19 protein-coding genes and 2 tRNA genes are annotated in these 15,903 nt (G+C 34.9%); 12 read left to right on the top strand and 9 right to left on the bottom strand.

Features of this window, described 5'->3' with window-relative positions:
* Positions 1-33: 33 nt before the first annotated feature.
* Both BN1225_RS09010 and BN1225_RS09005 read left to right on the top strand, forming a co-directional pair.
* Complete coding sequence (locus tag BN1225_RS09010; protein WP_041139467.1) at positions 34-1,356, top strand: aspartate kinase; 1,323 nt, start codon at positions 34-36, stop codon at positions 1,354-1,356.
* 108 nt (positions 1,357-1,464) lie between these two features.
* Positions 1,465-2,187 (top strand): biosynthetic peptidoglycan transglycosylase, encoded by a 723-nt coding sequence (locus tag BN1225_RS09005; RefSeq protein ID WP_041139466.1) that lies wholly within the window; start codon positions 1,465-1,467, stop codon positions 2,185-2,187.
* A gap of 139 nt (positions 2,188-2,326) precedes the next feature.
* Here the strand turns inward: BN1225_RS09005 and gltX are convergent, their stop codons facing one another.
* Positions 2,327-3,787, bottom strand: coding sequence for a glutamate--tRNA ligase (gltX, locus tag BN1225_RS09000; protein WP_041139465.1), 1,461 nt, complete (start codon positions 3,785-3,787; stop codon positions 2,327-2,329).
* Between the two features lie 59 nt (positions 3,788-3,846).
* Here gltX and BN1225_RS08995 point away from each other — a divergent pair.
* Positions 3,847-3,921 (top strand) — tRNA-Gln (locus tag BN1225_RS08995).
* A gap of 118 nt (positions 3,922-4,039) precedes the next feature.
* On the opposite strand, the gene BN1225_RS15160 is transcribed toward BN1225_RS08995, so the two are convergent.
* Both BN1225_RS15160 and BN1225_RS08990 read right to left on the bottom strand, forming a co-directional pair.
* Positions 4,040-4,192 (bottom strand): tyrosine-type recombinase/integrase, encoded by a 153-nt coding sequence (locus tag BN1225_RS15160; protein ID WP_373139819.1) that lies wholly within the window; start codon positions 4,190-4,192, stop codon positions 4,040-4,042.
* A gap of 481 nt (positions 4,193-4,673) precedes the next feature.
* Positions 4,674-4,749: transfer RNA gene (locus tag BN1225_RS08990), tRNA-Glu, on the bottom strand.
* Between the two features lie 128 nt (positions 4,750-4,877).
* Between BN1225_RS08990 and BN1225_RS08985 the strand changes: the two genes are divergently transcribed.
* The 3 genes from BN1225_RS08985 to BN1225_RS08975 all read left to right on the top strand — a co-directional run bounded on the left by BN1225_RS08985 (position 4,878) and on the right by BN1225_RS08975 (position 8,775).
* Positions 4,878-5,555 carry a TIGR00266 family protein gene (locus BN1225_RS08985; protein WP_041139464.1) on the top strand — a complete coding sequence of 226 codons (678 nt, stop codon included), beginning with the start codon at positions 4,878-4,880 and terminating at the stop codon, positions 5,553-5,555.
* Positions 5,556-5,684: 129 nt separating this feature from the next.
* Entirely contained in the window at positions 5,685-8,237 is a 2,553-nt protein-coding gene (locus BN1225_RS08980; protein WP_041139463.1) for a calcium-translocating P-type ATPase, PMCA-type, read from the top strand.
* Between the two features lie 55 nt (positions 8,238-8,292).
* Complete coding sequence (locus BN1225_RS08975; RefSeq protein WP_041139462.1) at positions 8,293-8,775, top strand: GNAT family N-acetyltransferase; 483 nt, start codon at positions 8,293-8,295, stop codon at positions 8,773-8,775.
* Positions 8,776-8,958: 183 nt separating this feature from the next.
* On the opposite strand, the gene BN1225_RS08970 is transcribed toward BN1225_RS08975, so the two are convergent.
* Both BN1225_RS08970 and BN1225_RS08965 read right to left on the bottom strand, forming a co-directional pair.
* A complete protein-coding gene (locus tag BN1225_RS08970; RefSeq protein WP_041139461.1) occupies positions 8,959-9,267 on the bottom strand; it encodes a spore coat protein in 309 nt (102 codons plus the stop codon).
* Complete coding sequence (locus BN1225_RS08965; RefSeq protein ID WP_041139460.1) at positions 9,260-9,460, bottom strand: hypothetical protein; 201 nt, start codon at positions 9,458-9,460, stop codon at positions 9,260-9,262. Before BN1225_RS08965 ends, BN1225_RS08970 begins: the two co-directional genes overlap by 8 nt.
* Before the next feature lie 93 nt (positions 9,461-9,553).
* Here BN1225_RS08965 and BN1225_RS08960 point away from each other — a divergent pair, with 93 nt between their 5' ends.
* Both BN1225_RS08960 and BN1225_RS08955 read left to right on the top strand, forming a co-directional pair.
* Positions 9,554-9,865, top strand: coding sequence for a nucleoside triphosphate pyrophosphohydrolase (locus BN1225_RS08960; protein ID WP_041139459.1), 312 nt, complete (start codon positions 9,554-9,556; stop codon positions 9,863-9,865).
* A gap of 230 nt (positions 9,866-10,095) precedes the next feature.
* Entirely contained in the window at positions 10,096-10,359 is a 264-nt protein-coding gene (locus BN1225_RS08955; RefSeq protein WP_041139458.1) for an acylphosphatase, read from the top strand.
* A gap of 26 nt (positions 10,360-10,385) precedes the next feature.
* On the opposite strand, the gene BN1225_RS08950 is transcribed toward BN1225_RS08955, so the two are convergent.
* Positions 10,386-10,949 carry a hypothetical protein gene (locus BN1225_RS08950; RefSeq protein ID WP_041139457.1) on the bottom strand — a complete coding sequence of 188 codons (564 nt, stop codon included), beginning with the start codon at positions 10,947-10,949 and terminating at the stop codon, positions 10,386-10,388.
* 85 nt (positions 10,950-11,034) lie between these two features.
* Here BN1225_RS08950 and BN1225_RS08945 point away from each other — a divergent pair, with 85 nt between their 5' ends.
* The gene (locus BN1225_RS08945) at positions 11,035-11,478 is read left to right on the top strand and encodes a GNAT family N-acetyltransferase (RefSeq protein ID WP_041139456.1); all 444 of its coding nucleotides are present in this window, start codon (positions 11,035-11,037) and stop codon (positions 11,476-11,478) included.
* Between the two features lie 12 nt (positions 11,479-11,490).
* Here the strand turns inward: BN1225_RS08945 and BN1225_RS08940 are convergent, their stop codons facing one another.
* The gene (locus BN1225_RS08940; protein ID WP_052466518.1) at positions 11,491-11,910 is read right to left on the bottom strand and encodes a flavodoxin domain-containing protein; all 420 of its coding nucleotides are present in this window, start codon (positions 11,908-11,910) and stop codon (positions 11,491-11,493) included.
* Positions 11,911-11,993: 83 nt separating this feature from the next.
* Positions 11,994-12,563 carry a YdcF family protein gene (locus tag BN1225_RS08935; RefSeq protein WP_052466516.1) on the bottom strand — a complete coding sequence of 190 codons (570 nt, stop codon included), beginning with the start codon at positions 12,561-12,563 and terminating at the stop codon, positions 11,994-11,996.
* A gap of 101 nt (positions 12,564-12,664) precedes the next feature.
* Between BN1225_RS08935 and BN1225_RS08930 the strand changes: the two genes are divergently transcribed.
* From BN1225_RS08930 to BN1225_RS08920, 3 genes are all read left to right on the top strand, one after another.
* Positions 12,665-13,144, top strand: coding sequence for a VanZ family protein (locus BN1225_RS08930; RefSeq protein WP_041139455.1), 480 nt, complete (start codon positions 12,665-12,667; stop codon positions 13,142-13,144).
* Positions 13,145-13,360: 216 nt separating this feature from the next.
* Positions 13,361-14,254 (top strand): aminoglycoside phosphotransferase family protein, encoded by an 894-nt coding sequence (locus tag BN1225_RS08925; RefSeq protein ID WP_041139454.1) that lies wholly within the window; start codon positions 13,361-13,363, stop codon positions 14,252-14,254.
* A 211-nt stretch (positions 14,255-14,465) separates the two neighbouring features.
* Positions 14,466-14,729, top strand: a complete 264-nt coding sequence (locus tag BN1225_RS08920; protein WP_041139453.1) for a hypothetical protein — start codon at positions 14,466-14,468, stop codon at positions 14,727-14,729.
* Positions 14,730-14,842: 113 nt separating this feature from the next.
* Here BN1225_RS08920 and BN1225_RS08915 read toward each other — a convergent pair whose 3' ends face one another.
* Positions 14,843-15,697 carry a DUF368 domain-containing protein gene (locus BN1225_RS08915; RefSeq protein WP_041139452.1) on the bottom strand — a complete coding sequence of 285 codons (855 nt, stop codon included), beginning with the start codon at positions 15,695-15,697 and terminating at the stop codon, positions 14,843-14,845.
* Positions 15,698-15,903: the final 206 nt, after the last annotated feature.

The following is a 15,903-nucleotide window of genomic DNA, read 5'->3' as shown; positions in this document are numbered from 1 at the left end:
TTTAGTAAGCAAATAGAAAAGTGGGGGAGAAATATGGCTAAAATAGCGAAATTTGGTGGATCATCACTAGCAGATGCCAACCAGTTTAAAAAGGTCTATGAGATTATTAAAAGTGATCCTAACCGTATGTTTGTTGTGCCTTCAGCACCGGGAAAAAGATTTAAAGACGATACAAAAGTAACTGACCTTTTATATCAGGCTTACTACGCAAAAGAAGAAAATGAGTTTGAAATGGTTTTTCAACAGATCAAACAGCGTTATCAAGATATTATAGCGGATTTACACTTAGATTTTAGTTTAGAAAAAGAATTTGAAACGATTGAGACTAATTTTAGGGCTCAGATTGGAATTGACTATGCGGCAAGTCGCGGGGAATATTTAAACGGATTACTTTTAGCTCATTATCTTAACTATCCGTTTATTGATGCGGCTGATGTTATTTATATTGACGAATATGGGAATTATGATGCTAAGCTGACAGATCCGGTTTTAACGCAAGCATTAAAAGATTGTGGCTATGCTGTTATTCCCGGATTTTATGGAACCTTGAATGATGGATCAAAGCAGATCAAAACATTTTCTCGTGGTGGCTCTGATGTAACCGGATCAATCGTTGCTAAAAACGCCCATGTCAGTTTATATGAAAACTGGACAGATGTTTCCGGATTTATGATTGCTGATCCGCGTATTATTAAAGACCCTGAATCAATAGAAACGATTACTTATCGTGAATTAAGAGAGTTATCTTATATGGGAGCAAGTGTTCTTCATGAAAATTCTATTTTTCCAATTCGTGATGAAGGAATCCCCATTCATATATTAAATACAAACCGACCACAAGATAAGGGGACTTTGATTGTAGAAAGTACTTGTCATAAGCCGAATCATATTATCACGGGGATTGCCGGAAAAAAAGGGTTTGCAACAATTATGATTGAAAAAGAGATGATGAATGGCGAAATCGGCTTTAGCCGTAAAGTATTGCAGGTATTGGAAGAAAATCAGGTTTCTTTAGAACATATGCCTTCAGGTATTGATACGATGACGCTGATTGTTCATACAGATGACTTTTTAGAAAAAGAACAGGATATTCTTGCCGGAATCCATCGTGCAGTTCATCCGGATTCGATTGAGTTAGATTCTAACCTTGCACTGATCGCAGTAGTAGGACGGGGAATGAAAGATGGTCGTGGAACCGCCGCCCGTATCTTTGAAGCATTAGCCAGAGCCAATATCAATGTGAAAATGATTGATCAAGGTTCATCAGAACTCAATGTCATCGTCGGGGTAAAAAACGTGTACTTTGAAAAAGCAATCAAAGCGATATATGAAATGTTTATTGAAAGAGAAGCTTAGCTTTTCTTTTTTTCTTACTAAAATGTAAGATAAATGTAAGAATTTATTTGGGATATCTTTAACTTAAAGTGATACAATAGACTTGTGAAAAGGGAAGAGGTGACCCACATGAAATACATAAAAAGATTTCTGATGCTGCTGCTTGTCGTTGTGCTCATTATTGGTGGCTACTATGTTTATTTGGGGTATCAGATGTATGATAAAGCAAAAAATGAAAAACCATTTGACGAGATGGCAGAAACAATTCAAGGCAATCAAAACTATACCACGTTAGATCAGTTACCTTCTATTTATTTAGACGCAGTCATTGCGGTGGAGGATCACCGTTTTTATGAACATGGCGGTATTGATGTTTTAGCTATTGGACGTGCCATTGGAAATGACATTGTTTCTCTTTCTTTTAAAGAAGGGGGAAGTACCATTACTCAGCAACTCGCTAAAAATCTTTACTTTACTCAAGAAAAAAAGATAGAAAGAAAAATTGCTGAGGTGTTTATGGCATTCGATATCGAAAGAACATGCAGTAAGGATGAAATCTTAGAATTATACTTAAACACTATTTATTTTGGCGATGGCTATTATTGTGTGAAAAATGCCAGTCTTGGTTATTTTGATAAATTACCAAAGGAAATGAACGATTATGAAGCGACCCTTTTGGCAGGAATTCCGAACGCCCCCTCGGCGTATTCACCAACAAACTCTACGGTATTAGCGTCACAAAGACAGCGTCAAGTACTTGAAAGAATGGTGAAGTGTCATTATTTAGATCAAGAGGAAGCAGATCGGATCGCCGCTTTAGGAAGCGTTGAACAAATTGATCGTATTGATTAAAAAGGGGGATTACGCCCCGTTAAAACAATCAACAACATAAGCAGAAAAAAACAGAATGGAAGCATTGTCTTCTTAAAAAATAGTATATAAAATGATTTAGGCTAACAATTAAAATAAAAAGCGATAGTGACATGGTTCATCATGCCGTTATCGCTTTTTCTAATTCTTCTATAGCTTGGTCAATACGCTTTAATGTTTCCTCTTTCCCTAGAATATGGGCAATTTCCACAGCCCCTCCGGGAGTGAATGATTTATAGGTCAAGGCAACACGAACAGGCCACATGATACGCCCGTTTTTTACAACGTGTTCCTGAGCTATATGAACAAATAAATTCATTAACGCTTCATCATCGTCATAATGCTCTGTCTTTGCTAAAGCTGTTCGCACCCATTTCAAGGCTTCTAATGAATTTTCAGGATTCGTTTTCATCTTTTTGCTTGTATAAAGATCAATGTTGAAAGGGTGTGCTTGATCAATAAAATCCACCGCTTCACAAATATCTTCCAACATAACAACACGAGGCTGTAAGACTTTACTTAATTCCAAGAGATCAACTTTAGCTGTGATTGTTTTTTGATAATATGGCAGTGCATATTCATGGAAAGTTTCAATATCCATGTTACGCAGATACACCCCATTCATCCATTTTAATTTTTCAATATCAAATATGGCAGGAGATTTACTGATACGATCTACCGAAAAAGCACCAATTAATTCATTTAGTGTAAAGATTTCTTCTTCCCCATTAGGAGCCCATCCAAGTAAAGCAATATAATTTAAGATGGCTTCTTTTAAGAATCCTTTATCTATTAAATCCTGATAAGAGGCATCTCCGTTTCGTTTGCTTAGTTTATGCTGTTCATCCTTCATGACCGGCGGAACATGAATGTAACTTGGGATATCCCAGCCAAATGACTGGTAGATTAAATTGTATTTAGGTGTACTGGATAAATATTCATTTCCCCTGACAACATGCGTAATCCCCATTAAATGATCATCCACAATATTGGCAAAATTGTATGTAGGATAGCCGTCACTTTTTAATAGGACTCCTTCATCCAACGTAGCATTTTCTACCTCAATATGACCGTATACCTCATCTTCAAATGAAGTGATTCCATTTGAAGGAATGGTTTGACGAATCGTATAAGTTTCCCCATTGGCAATTCTTTTTCGTGCTTCTTCAATTGAAATCGCATGACAAGGATCCTGATATTTAAAAATCTGTCCTTCACTGTTTTGTTCACGCATCTTCTGAATATCTTCTTCGTGACAAAAACAATAATGGGCACCGCCTAATTCTACTAAACGATCGGCATACTCCTTATAAAGTGGAAGTCGTTGTGATTGAACATAGGGTCCACAGTCACCGGGCTTATTCGGACCTTCATCATAATGTAATCCGGTATCTTCTAAAACATGGTAAATCATGTCAATAGCGCCTTCAACTTCACGTGCCTGATCGGTATCTTCGATACGTAATATAAAATCTCCACCATCATGTTTTGCGATTAAATATTCATAAAGTGCGGTTCTTAAATTTCCAATATGCATATATCCAGTTGGACTTGGAGCAAAACGAGTACGAACTTTTTTCATTTTTTTATATTTCCCTCTTTCCTTTTTATTCATTTTGCGTTATAATAATTCTCGTTGATTGGGGTGTCGCCAAGCGGTAAGGCTCTAGACTCTGACTCTAGCATGCGGAAGTTCGAATCTTTCCACCCCAGCCATTTAACTGTTGACACTGATTGAAGTTACTTTGATTTCATCAGTGTTTTTTAATTTATTTGATTTCTTGGAACTGTTTTTGACATGTTTTTGACATACTTAGGTGATAAATCTGCAGTGCTAAATACATCTGACATTTTTTACTATGTTTTTATAAATTACTAAGGTTTTCTCTATCTTTTTGCGATATAATATTTCTTGTGCAATTTTTGGACTTATATCAGCTTCACATAGGCGTGTTGCCATACTATGCTTTAGTTGATGGAAATGTATATGAACTCCATGCTTTTTAGAATAGTAGTGCCTATTAGTTTAAATGCGCTTTGATCATAACTTCAAAGATGATTTTTAAGGAAGGGATAGAAGTTATCAGATTTGATAGAGTCATTATAACGCTCATATTAAGAAGGGTGATTCTTAAGTGAATTCCATTTACTCAACAGAAGTCGTAATATCACAGACTTTAATGAGTGCTGAAAATTTGCTTACATTCTTACTTTAGGGTTAATGAAATAACAAGGATATAGGCAAATTTTCTATCTCTTTAGTAATTATTGTAGGCACAATAACTTCTTTGTTTAACACATTTTTTCTTTTATTAATCGCCTTCACATATAAAATAATACAAACACGATTCTTTGAAACTATATTTTTTATAGGCACCAACAACCATTATTATACTATATTCCGTTAAAAGGAGAAATGTTTTATTAAAAAAACCAATCTTTTTTGATTGGTTTATCTAAATTATTAATGGTAGCCTGTAGGGGGCTCGAACCCCTGCATGCTGGAATGAGAATCCAGTGTGTTAACCACTTCACCAACAGGCCATCGTTCTTTCATATTATAGCACTAAAAAAGAAAATGTGATAGTGAAAATTAAAAAAATTCCCTCGTCTCTATTTTATAAAAATAATCTCTGCTATAATGAAATTAGAATAGATAAAGGAGAAACACTATGAAATATGAAATTATAGGAGGGCAATTGCCGGTTGTCAGTTGTACATTGAATCAAGGGGACAGTATTTTTACAGAATCTGGCGGGATGTGCTGGATGGATGATGCATTCGATATGGAAAGTAATACCCGTGGGGGATTATTAAAAGGACTAGGCCGTGCTATGAGTGGTGAATCCATCTTTATGACAACGTATCACTGTAAAAAGGATGAATCAACGATTGCCTTCGGATCTTCATTTCCGGGTTGTATTATGCCTGTTGATCTGCCGGCGGGAAAGCGTTTGATTCTACAAAAAACAGCTTTTTTGGCAGCTGAAAATACAGTGACTTTAGAAGCCCATCTGAATAAGAAAGTCAGTACCGGACTTTTTGGGGGAGAAGGTTTTGTTCTGCAAAGGATTATCGGTCCCGGGTTAGCCTTCTTAGAAATTGATGGGGATGTGGTTGAAAAAACTCTAGCTCCCGGAGAAATGATTAAAGTTGATCAAGGATATATCGCCGCATTTGAAGATACGGTTAATTATGAAATTACGACAGTAAAAGGATTAAAAAACAAATTTTTATCAGGAGAAGGGTTTTTCTTAGCGACATTAACCGGTCCGGGAAAAGTATGGCTTCAAACAATGCCATTTAACGTCTTAGCAGGAAGAATTATCGATTTAGTGCCGAAACGTTAGAGCGCCTATTCAATTAGGCGTTTTTTTATGTTTAAAATAAGCAATATAAAAGAAATTGTAAAAAAAAGGTAGGTAAGATCAAGCATAATCGTTATTTCCTTTCATAGATATAACTAGGAGGGTTAGACAATGGATTATAGAAAAACAATTAAAGAAGTCTACGAAGAATATAAAGTAGATCCAAAGTTAGGATTAACGTCCCAACAAGTCAAAGAACGTATCGAATTGTATGGTCAAAACATTTTAGAAAAAGAAAAGAAAAAGAGTCTAATCAAAATGTTTATAGAACAATTCAAAGATCCGATGGTAGTGATTTTAATCATTGGTGCCATCATGTCCCTTGTTTTAGGGGAATTTATTGATGCTTCTATTATTTTATTCGTACTTATTTTAAATGCATTTATAGGTGTATTCCAAGAATTTAAAGCAGAAAAATCATTGGAAGCTCTGGAAAAATTAAATTCACCGATTGTTCAGGTGCTAAGAGATGGGCATGTCGGCAGCATTGACTACCAAGATTTAACTATTGGCGATCTTGTTTTTTTAAGTTCGGGTTCTTTTGTACCTGCGGATTTAAGATTAGTAGAATGTGAACAGTTAGAAATAGATGAATCGATGCTGACGGGGGAGAACGAACCGGTGAAAAAACAGGCAGAATTTGTCAGTTATCAAGAACTCCCAATTATGGAACAAAAAAACATGGCATTTATGTCTACGTATGTCACTAAAGGCAAAGCGGTAGGGCTCGTTACGGCAATTGCGAAACAAAGCGAAGTGGGACACATTGCCAAGTTGTTAACCGATCAAAAAACAGAAAGCAGTCCTTTGCAAATAAAATTAGCACAGTTATCAAAATTATTAGGGATTTTAACGGTTGGATTATGTGGACTGATGTTTATCATCGGACTTGTTCAAGGAAAAAATCTGTTTGATATGCTCCTTTTGGCAATTTCTTTAGCGGTAGCCGCAATTCCCGAGGGACTGCCGGCGATTGTCAGTATTACCTTAGCTTTCAGTGTTCAGGCAATGTCTAAACATCATGCGATTGTACGTAAATTAGGTGGGGTTGAAACATTAGGCTCAGTCAGTGTTATCTGTAGTGATAAGACCGGGACATTAACTCAAAATCGAATGAGCGTAGTGGGGACTTATCCTAGTAACGTTCCCGTTCATATGTATGAATGTATGAGTCTTTGTCATGATGTCAGCTTTGGGGATGGACGTATGTTTGGCGATCCGATGGAACTTGCCTTAGTCACTTTTGCTTTGAAGGCGGGGTATGATCCAATCTCAATGAAAAAAGAGTATCATAAGATTTCTGAAATTCCTTTTGAAAGCAAAACAAAAAAGATGCAGGTAACCTATCAAATGGGCAGCAGACGCTATCTGTTTGAAAAAGGAGCGATTGATGTTTTATTGAAAGAATGTCAAAGTGAGTATCGGGATGGACGTATCGAACCACTGTCATCGATTCGTAAAGAGACATTGCAAAAAGAAGCAAATGATTTAGCCAATCAAGCGTTGCGTGTACTTGCCTTTGCCTATAAAGAAAACAATGGTTTAAATAATGAACCCTTGATCTTTTTAGGATATGTCGGATTGATGGACCCACCAAGAAAAGGCGTAAAAGAAGCTATTGAGACTTGTCATAAAGCATCTATTAAAGTTGCTATGATTACGGGAGATCATCCGAATACAGCTTTAGCGATTGCAAAGCAGTTAAATATAACGCAAAATCCCAATTCTGTATTAACCGGAAATGAGATTGAAAAGATGGGAGATGAAGAATTAAAACGGCAAGTCAAAACACATCAGATTTTTGCTCGAGTGTCGCCTACGCATAAAGTAAGGATCGTAGAAGCTTATCAGCGTAATGGGGAAGTGGTATCCATGAGCGGAGATGGGGTCAATGATGCTCCGGCACTAAAAAAAGCGGATGTTGGAATTGCGATGGGAGAAAGTGGAAGTGATGTTGCTAAGCAAGCTAGTGATCTAGTGCTGACAGATGATCATTTTGCCAGTATTGTATCCGCAATCGAAGAAGGACGCAACATCTATCTTAATATTAAAAAAGCCATCTTATATTTACTTTCATGTAATATTGGGGAGATGATGGCATTGATTTTATCGGTTATTCTCATGCCTCACACTAATGCTTTAATGTCGGCTGTACAAATCTTATGGGTAAATCTTGTCACAGATGCCCTGCCTGCTTTAGCGTATAGTTTAGAGCCGGAAGATCCATACATTATGAATGAGGTACCAAGAAAAAAAGACGAATCTGTTTTTAGTCATGGCGGAGGCATCTTTACCTTAATGAATGGTTTGTTAATCGGAACAATTACTTTAGTTGCTTATCGCTATGGATTAAATATTTCACATACTTATGGACAGACAATGGCTTTTATGGTACTTTCTATTTCACAATTAATTCATGCCTTGAATTTAAGAAGCATGAATCATTCTATCTTTAAAATCGGTATCTTTAAAAATAAATATTTACTGGCAACTTGTATATTAAGCATCGCCTTGCAGATTAGTGTGACGATTTTCCCATTCTTTCAAATTTTATTGAAAACGGTCAGTTTGTCATGGAATGCTTGGATTATTATATTCTTGCTTTCTTCTTTAACCTTAGTTTTAAATGAAATCAGTAAATTATTTTACAAAGAAGAAAATTAATTGTCAAGGAGCTGACGAATTGGTATCCTAGAAGCAGTTGCAAGGGGGAACTAACATGATAATTCGATCAGCAAAACCGGAGGATTTAGAACACATAAACACTATTGAAAGTCGCTGTTTTCCTGAAGCTGAAGCGGCATCAAGGGCGGCATTGAAAGAGCGTATTTCCGCTTTTGAAGGCTGCTTCTTTGTTGCAGAAACAGATGGGAAAATAGTAGGCTTTATTAACGGCTGCATCAGCAACGAGGATACCATTCAGGATGAAGCTTATGAAAGCGTCCGTTATCATGATCCTTATGGTAAATATCAAATGGTCTTTGGCTTAGATGTATTGCCGGACTATCAGCATCAAGGCATTGCTCAACGTTTGATGGATCATTTAATAAAGACCGCAAAGGACCGTGGACAGCTTGGCGTTGTCTTAACATGCAAGGAACGTCTTATTGGATTTTACGAACAGTTCGGCTTTGTTAATGCAGGAAAATCCGCTTCTACACATGGCAATGTCACATGGTATGATATGCGTTTACTATTTTAAGCACTGAGTTATTTGAACGAATTCCCTGAAGTAAAATTTCAGCAGGAGAGTAGTTCATACCCGGTGCTTTTTTATTGAAATGACTTTCTTGAATACATGTGTTACACTATAAGTATAGAAAATGCAGATTAATTTTACTGGCAAGATTATGAAAAAAGAGCCAAATGGCTCTTAAAATAAGAATTATAATTGCGTTTCTTTGCCAGAATATTCTTGATAAATCTTCTGTACTTTTTCAGGGGTCTGCTTTTCAAGCGTGTACCATCCTTTTGAGTACATTAAATCAAAAATTTCTCTTTGAGAACAGTAAGTTTCTTTTTGAATCTCGATCAGTTTTTTCTGTAAATCTAAATGTGAACATTCAATAATGAAAGTGGTGTAGTCACTTAACAGTGATTTTAAAGATAGCAGGACATCATCGATTTTGTCATAGTCATTAAAAGCATTTTCATTAGGAAGAATTGGCTGTTTTGGTGGGTTTAAATTATCCATTTAGACACTCCAATAATTTTGAATAATGTGTTTTTAACATACTATGTAATCGATCTAATGTCATTTGAATATCTTTGTCCTCTACACTTTCCTTATAACTTTTCACTTTTTTAGATAATACAAGAATAGTATTTAACTGATCGTCGAAAGAACCGCTGTCTTTTGTTGAAATCATTTTTGGTGGCTGGTTCATTATAATTCCTCCTTCATCAATAGTATGGATGAAGAGATCAATCTTATTTACATTTTTTAAAATTTAATATTTTTTTATGACAAAGGAGTAAAGATGAAATTAATAAGAGACAATATTCCTGAAATGATTGCTAAGCAAAATAAAAAAGCGATTGTTTCAGTAATGAATGATGAAGAATATTATCAAGCATTATTAATGAAGCTGCAAGAAGAAACTTATGAATTTTTAGAGGATCAAAACGAAGAAGAACTTTGTGATATCTTGGAAGTCGTGTATGCTCTCGCAAAAACGATGCATATTTCACAAAGCCAACTGGAACAGCAGCGGGAAGAAAAAAGGAAAAGAAACGGTGCATTCAAAAAACATTTAAGATTGGAAAAGATTATAGAAAACAACGATGAATAAGCTCATAATGATTTTGATTGTAGAATGAAATTTCTTTTTAAAAGCAATCACTACAGTGGTGAAACCCTATTGTATACAAACATAGTCTTGGGAATTTATTTGTATTCAATTTAGCTTTATAAACAATATGAAATTGAACTTTTCATATCTAAAATAAACATAGGGAAAGAAAAATATTAAAGTTTTATAATGAGCTGCATAAACATCCTATTTATAAGGAGATGAAAAAGATGATAAGAAAACATATTTATTTTAGCGGGCATGTTCAAGGCGTGGGTTTTCGCTATACGGCAATTCAGACAGCAAGACGCTATCACCTTACGGGGTGGGTAAAAAATTTATATGATGGTAGAGTGGAAATGGAAGTACAGGGGACACTTGATCATTATGAACTTTTGATGCAAGCGATTAAACATCAGTTTGCCATTCATCAGATTCAAATTCAAGATTGCGAGATAAGACAAAATGAATCTGAATTTGATTTAAAATGGTAAACAAAAAGCACTTCATAATTGAAGTGCTATTGAGGATTAAAAGAATCATTTAATTCTTTGACAGTATTCACTAAATTACCGCTGATTACATTTTGCAGATCTTGATTATCATCGACCACCCATTTTTTATTTTCATCTTGATGCAGAGTTAAGGTAATAGTGGTCGTAAAATCTTTTTCTGCGGTATTGAAGCCATCGATAAACATTTTTTGAATTTCCTGACTGATCGTTTCTTGATTGGTGCCAGCCAAAGATTCATTCACGGAATAGGCAATAATAGATGGAAATGTTGCTTTAAAGGCTTTCCCAAAGTCATAAGCTGTAAAGGTTACATCAACGGTGGCAGTTGTATCGGTAATTTTTTCATTGGTAATTTTATAAGAAAAGTCTCCCAGTTTCTTGAGAAGATCGTTTGGAATAGTAAACTCACCAGTTCCTGTGAATTGATCCAATACATCTTGACTGGCTTCGTTTACTTTTTCTTTTGCTTCTTTTAAATAAGTCTGAGCTGCTGATGTAGGTGTATCTTTTTTAGGCGAACACCCAGTCCATAATCCTAAACATAATAAACATAGTAGTAATTTTTTCATAGTTCTCCCTCTCAATCATTATACTTTTATTCTAATAAAATCTATGTCATAGTTCAATCTTTATTGAAGCAGGAAAGGAAAATACATGGAAATAAAATTAATAACGGATCATCGGGAAGATTATTTTGAATGGCTCTTATTAGCAGATGAACAAAAAGAATTGGTAGAAGCCTATTTATATCAGGGAGATATGTGGGCATTAGATGATGCTGGAGTGAAAACAGTCTGTATTGTCATCTTTAAGGATGAATATACATGTGAACTGAAAAATTTAGCGACCTTACCCTCTTATCAAGGCAAAGGCTATGGTAAAAAGATGATTCAGTATCTTTTTTCCTACTATTCATCCCAGTATCGGTATATGGAAGTAGGAACCGGTGATAGTCCCAAGACAATTCCCTTTTATGAAAAATGTGGGTTTAAGCGAGATCATATTTTGCCTAATTTCTTTTTAGACCATTATGATCATCTTATCATAGAGGATGGAGTGCTTTTAAAAGATATGATTTATTTAAAAAAGGAACTGTAAATGCAGTTCCTTTTAGCTGTTTGCAAAATCTTGGCCGAATTGATGACAGCGAGAATCATTTTCTTCCGGTTCTCCTTTAATGATGAGACTGCCAAATAATTCAGCTGAACTTTGAGAAATCATCGCTTCAAATTTTCTCATCCATTCTCCGTCTCCCCATCCATATGAACCGAATAAAGCTATCTTTTTATCGGCTAACTGTGTTTTAATATCTTCTAAAAACGGCATGAAAGTTGAACCTTCAAGCTGTTCTTTGCTTGTTGCAGGACAGCCGAGCATGATTTTTTTGAATCCCTCTATATGGGGGATTGTTTCTTTCAAATTAATTAATGTCACTGTATTATTTGTTTCTACAATGGCATTGCGAATTTCTTCTGCTATTTTTTTAGTGTTTCCGGTACCAGACCAATATACGATTAAAATATTTTCCATATTAAGACCTCCTTATAAGTTAGTGTTTACTAACTGATGATAGTCTATCAAATTCATCGAATGAGGTCAAAGAAGATGCTTCATTATTTTTTTATAAGAGCATAGATGAAATTACGATATAAATTCAAATAAGAATAGAGATAAGCCCCTAAGATATGAAACAATGTGAAAGTTTTTGGATACATAGAAGGCCACATGGCATAATTCAATTTTGCCTCTTTGGCAAAACGATTGGCTTTTCTTAATTGCCATGGAGAAGTAATGATGATAGCTGTATTTAAACGATGTTGAGCCATGATCTGTTTGGCATATTGAATATTTCCATAGGTATTGCGAGCTTTTGTCTCTAATAGAATCTGACTTTCTTTAAAGCCATGTTGGAGAGCGTAAGCTTTCATTACCTCAGCTTCAATATATTCATTTTTAACGGCACCTCCGCTTACGATTATTTTTTTAAAGATTCCTTGATGGTATAACCGGATAGCAGTATCCATTCTTGCCTGTAAAATAGGGTGAATCGTTCCTTCTTTTTTAGCCGGATATCCTAAAACGATACAAACATCGTAACAAGCCTGTGAGCTGCTTTTTTGTATGGGACCAAAATAGAAAAAAGGCAATAAGAATAATAAAACTAAAATAACCATTATTAACATAGAATCCCTCCACTTGTATTATAAAGTATTTATTTATCAAAAGATACATTGAACCTTTTTTTGGCAGATGTTATTCTAATAATAGAAGTAAACATAGAAAGATGGGAAAGCATGAAAAAAGTATAGAAGGACATAAGAAATATTGTTGGGCTGTTTATTTTTTACTGCTGTTGGGAGCTATTTGGCAAACAAATCGTTTTATGCCAAGTTGGATGTTCAGTATTGATCATTGGTTAAAAGGAGCAGTCAGCCTCATTCCATTTAAAACCATCGCTTATTATTTTAGCAGTCTGTGGACAGGATCATTGAATGTCAGCATTCCAATCCGATTTTTTACCATGAATCTTATTGTGGGAATAGTATTGGGAGTACTGTTTGTCATCATGAATCGCAAAGCATCAATCATTCAAATGATAGCGTTTAGTTGTTTGTTTTTTACAGTCTTTGAGGGAACAGCTCTTTTGCTGAAAATCAGGATTTTTGATGTGGATGCAATCTTGCTTAGAACAGTTGGGGCAGTAGGCATATATAAGTTAATCCACCGATATGTTTTGACGGGTAAGAAAGTGATAGAGGTTTAATACTAAACAGGGTTATTTTAAACGATGATGCTTCGAGATATAAAGATATCAGCATACTGATAGGAAAGCGGATATAGACTAGGGGCGGTATTTATAAGAATGGAGCATTTTTAGTGTAGTATCAAAGTGATGTCTGTGATTGATCATTAACGTTTATGGCATCAACACAATAAATTTTTAATGAAAGCAATTTACAAAGAAGAATAGGAAACGGTTATGAACGATATATTATCTAATTTATGTATGCAATCTTATACAGTTGTTAATCAAATAACAGAAGGGTGCTCCGGAGATGACAAATATAAACTCAAAAAAAATGGGGACTCATTTTTATTAAGAATCGGAGAAGTGAAAGAAGCTAACGAAAGGCGAAAAGAATTTGAACGATTAAAAATGTATGTACAACAAGATATTCATACGCATCGTCCCATTTGTTTTGGCACAACTAAAAGCAAGTTCTTTTCAATCATGTCATGGGTGGAAGGCACAAATATTATGGATATCATAAAAAAGGATGCCGGTAAGGATTATTATGAATTAGGCGTCCGTGTAGGAAAGGAACTTAATAAACTTCATTTAGCTTCTAAATCAGCTTCCAAAGCAGACTGGCGGAACATAGTTCAAGGAAAAGCAGAGCTAGTCTTAAAAAATTATGAAAGTATGAATATACTATTTGCAAATAGTGAACAGGCAAAAAAATATATATATGATTATCTTAACACTCTTCCCAAATATGCCGATGTCATGCTGCATGGTGATTTTCACTGGAATAATATTGTTGTAGATTCGAATGGGGAGGTTGGTATAATTGACTTTTCGGGAACGCATGTAGGGGATCCTTGGTCTGAATTTAGCGGAGCATTATGGGCGCTTGAATACAGTGAGAGCTTTGTAAACGGACAAATAGATGGTTACTTCGATACGCCGCCAATGGAGTTTTGGAGAGCTTTTAAGTTATATACAGCTCTTTATGCTTTTGAACATTTAATGTATAATGACAAAACTAATGAGGATATTCAATCTAAAATCGTTAATGCTGAGAGAATGCTTAGTATTTATGGTAAAGATTTCAATTTAGAGATACCTGTTTTCAGAAAGCAGAGGGTTTAACGATTTACTAAATATAATAAGAAAAATACATAGTGCTGCAATTTCTAATTGTATAAAATGGTATTTCATATATACTAATTGACTTAAAATGATATTATAAATTTAGGATTTACATAATATGAAAAGAAAAATGAAGTAAATCTATTTAAAAACTTGCATTGATGGTATATAATGTAAGTGTAGAAAGAGGAAGAGAAAGGAGATGAGAAATATGAAACAGTCATTGAGTCTTATAGCGATGGGTTTATATGGGGCTGCGCTAGTTGGACAAGTTATGTTGTCTGAGGAACGAATGAATATTTTCCAAGGCAAAATAGAAGTGCCATTAGAAATAATGTGTAAATTTGATTTGAAAAACGTATTTCCATCTCGTTTCGTTCCGAGAATTGAAATGACAGCAGATGAAGAAGCATTACCAAAAGCATTTCGATTAAATCGGAAGACTAGACCCCCTAACATACGTTGGGCTCAATAAGAGCCGAATCCATCTTATGAATGGAGAGATGATCACAGACTTATAATGAAGTGCATACAACCCTCCCTTCAAGTAAAAAGGATATAGCTTAAATTGGCTATATCCCTTTTTGTTTATTCCTGTCCAGCAAACCGAGCAATGATTAATCCTATAATAAAAGTAATTGCACTCGTAAGAAGAATCGGAAGATTGAAAGTTGTTGAATGAATTCCCATTAAAATAGCAATCGGAGAAGCGATTACTAAGCCTAAAATTGCACAATACGTATGAGATTCATAATGTTTTAATAAAATCTCAATGATTTTAGCAATCAAGAAAATACCGATGACAACCCCTAAGCCAAATGGAACTAAGATCATTGAACTTTGAATAAGCTGATCAAAGTTCAAGGCGACAAGGGCTTTAATAAATAAATTAATATGACTGATGATGGGATTGTAATAACCGATAATCATCAACATCATCGAACCACTGACACCGGGAATGACCATCGTTGCTGATGCGACTGCACCGATTAGAAATAGCTTGATAATTTCAAATAATGAAATTTGAATGGTTACATCTTTAGTCCCTTGTCCGCCCAAAAGCTGCATTCCAATAATTAAAGCAAAAAACAGGATAAAGATCAAACTGTGAGAAAAATCAGATCGTTTGATTTTGATACGTTTGGTAATAATAGGCAGTCCCCCTAAAATTAATCCAATAAAGCATAAATTGGTTTGGATGGGAAAATGCAGAAATAAGTATTCGATAATGAATGATAAACAAACAATACCGATTCCGGCTCCTAAAATATATGGAAATAGGGTACGGATGCTTTTTTTCATATCGGTGAATAAATGAGTGATAGAATATATGATATCATCATAAATACCCATAGATACTGCCATTGTTCCGCCACTGACACCGGGGATGATATTTGCAATACCAATGAGAATCCCGCGAAGAATTTCATTTAATAATTTCATGTCTTACTCCTTTCATTTCTCGATTATTCTATCACAATGAAAGTTTAAAAAATGTAAATAAAAGAAATCTTAACAACTTATTTATATGTCATGATTTTTATATAAGATTCATTATAAAGATATCACATTTGGACATGTTTTAGTAACGAAAGCTACTAGTTTATAAGCGGTGTCATGCTATAATGGGGGAAAGAAGACAGGAATAC

It is taken from the genome of Beduini massiliensis (genome assembly GCF_000829905.1).
Classification (GTDB): domain Bacteria; phylum Bacillota_I; class Bacilli_A; order Erysipelotrichales; family Coprobacillaceae; genus Beduini; species Beduini massiliensis.
Note: the sequence above shows the minus strand (reverse complement) of the source record. Positions and strands in the feature narration are given on the sequence as shown.

Coding starts and splice junctions, on each gene's coding strand:
- gltX (WP_041139465.1), bottom strand. CDS start 3,787: ATGAAAAAAGTTCGTACTCGTTTTGCTCCAAGTCCAACTGGATATATG.
- BN1225_RS08950 (WP_041139457.1), bottom strand. CDS start 10,949: ATGAAAAAATTACTACTATGTTTATTATGTTTAGGATTATGGACTGGG.
- BN1225_RS08920 (WP_041139453.1), top strand. CDS start 14,466: ATGAAACAGTCATTGAGTCTTATAGCGATGGGTTTATATGGGGCTGCG.
- BN1225_RS08930 (WP_041139455.1), top strand. CDS start 12,665: ATGGGAAAGCATGAAAAAAGTATAGAAGGACATAAGAAATATTGTTGG.
- BN1225_RS08975 (WP_041139462.1), top strand. CDS start 8,293: ATGATAATTCGATCAGCAAAACCGGAGGATTTAGAACACATAAACACT.
- BN1225_RS08960 (WP_041139459.1), top strand. CDS start 9,554: ATGAAATTAATAAGAGACAATATTCCTGAAATGATTGCTAAGCAAAAT.
- BN1225_RS08955 (WP_041139458.1), top strand. CDS start 10,096: ATGATAAGAAAACATATTTATTTTAGCGGGCATGTTCAAGGCGTGGGT.
- BN1225_RS08935 (WP_052466516.1), bottom strand. CDS start 12,563: ATGTTAATAATGGTTATTTTAGTTTTATTATTCTTATTGCCTTTTTTC.
- BN1225_RS08970 (WP_041139461.1), bottom strand. CDS start 9,267: ATGGATAATTTAAACCCACCAAAACAGCCAATTCTTCCTAATGAAAAT.
- BN1225_RS08985 (WP_041139464.1), top strand. CDS start 4,878: ATGAAATATGAAATTATAGGAGGGCAATTGCCGGTTGTCAGTTGTACA.
- BN1225_RS08925 (WP_041139454.1), top strand. CDS start 13,361: ATGAACGATATATTATCTAATTTATGTATGCAATCTTATACAGTTGTT.
- BN1225_RS08915 (WP_041139452.1), bottom strand. CDS start 15,697: ATGAAATTATTAAATGAAATTCTTCGCGGGATTCTCATTGGTATTGCA.
- BN1225_RS09005 (WP_041139466.1), top strand. CDS start 1,465: ATGAAATACATAAAAAGATTTCTGATGCTGCTGCTTGTCGTTGTGCTC.
- BN1225_RS08940 (WP_052466518.1), bottom strand. CDS start 11,910: ATGGAAAATATTTTAATCGTATATTGGTCTGGTACCGGAAACACTAAA.
- BN1225_RS08980 (WP_041139463.1), top strand. CDS start 5,685: ATGGATTATAGAAAAACAATTAAAGAAGTCTACGAAGAATATAAAGTA.
- BN1225_RS08945 (WP_041139456.1), top strand. CDS start 11,035: ATGGAAATAAAATTAATAACGGATCATCGGGAAGATTATTTTGAATGG.
- BN1225_RS09010 (WP_041139467.1), top strand. CDS start 34: ATGGCTAAAATAGCGAAATTTGGTGGATCATCACTAGCAGATGCCAAC.
- BN1225_RS08965 (WP_041139460.1), bottom strand. CDS start 9,460: ATGAACCAGCCACCAAAAATGATTTCAACAAAAGACAGCGGTTCTTTC.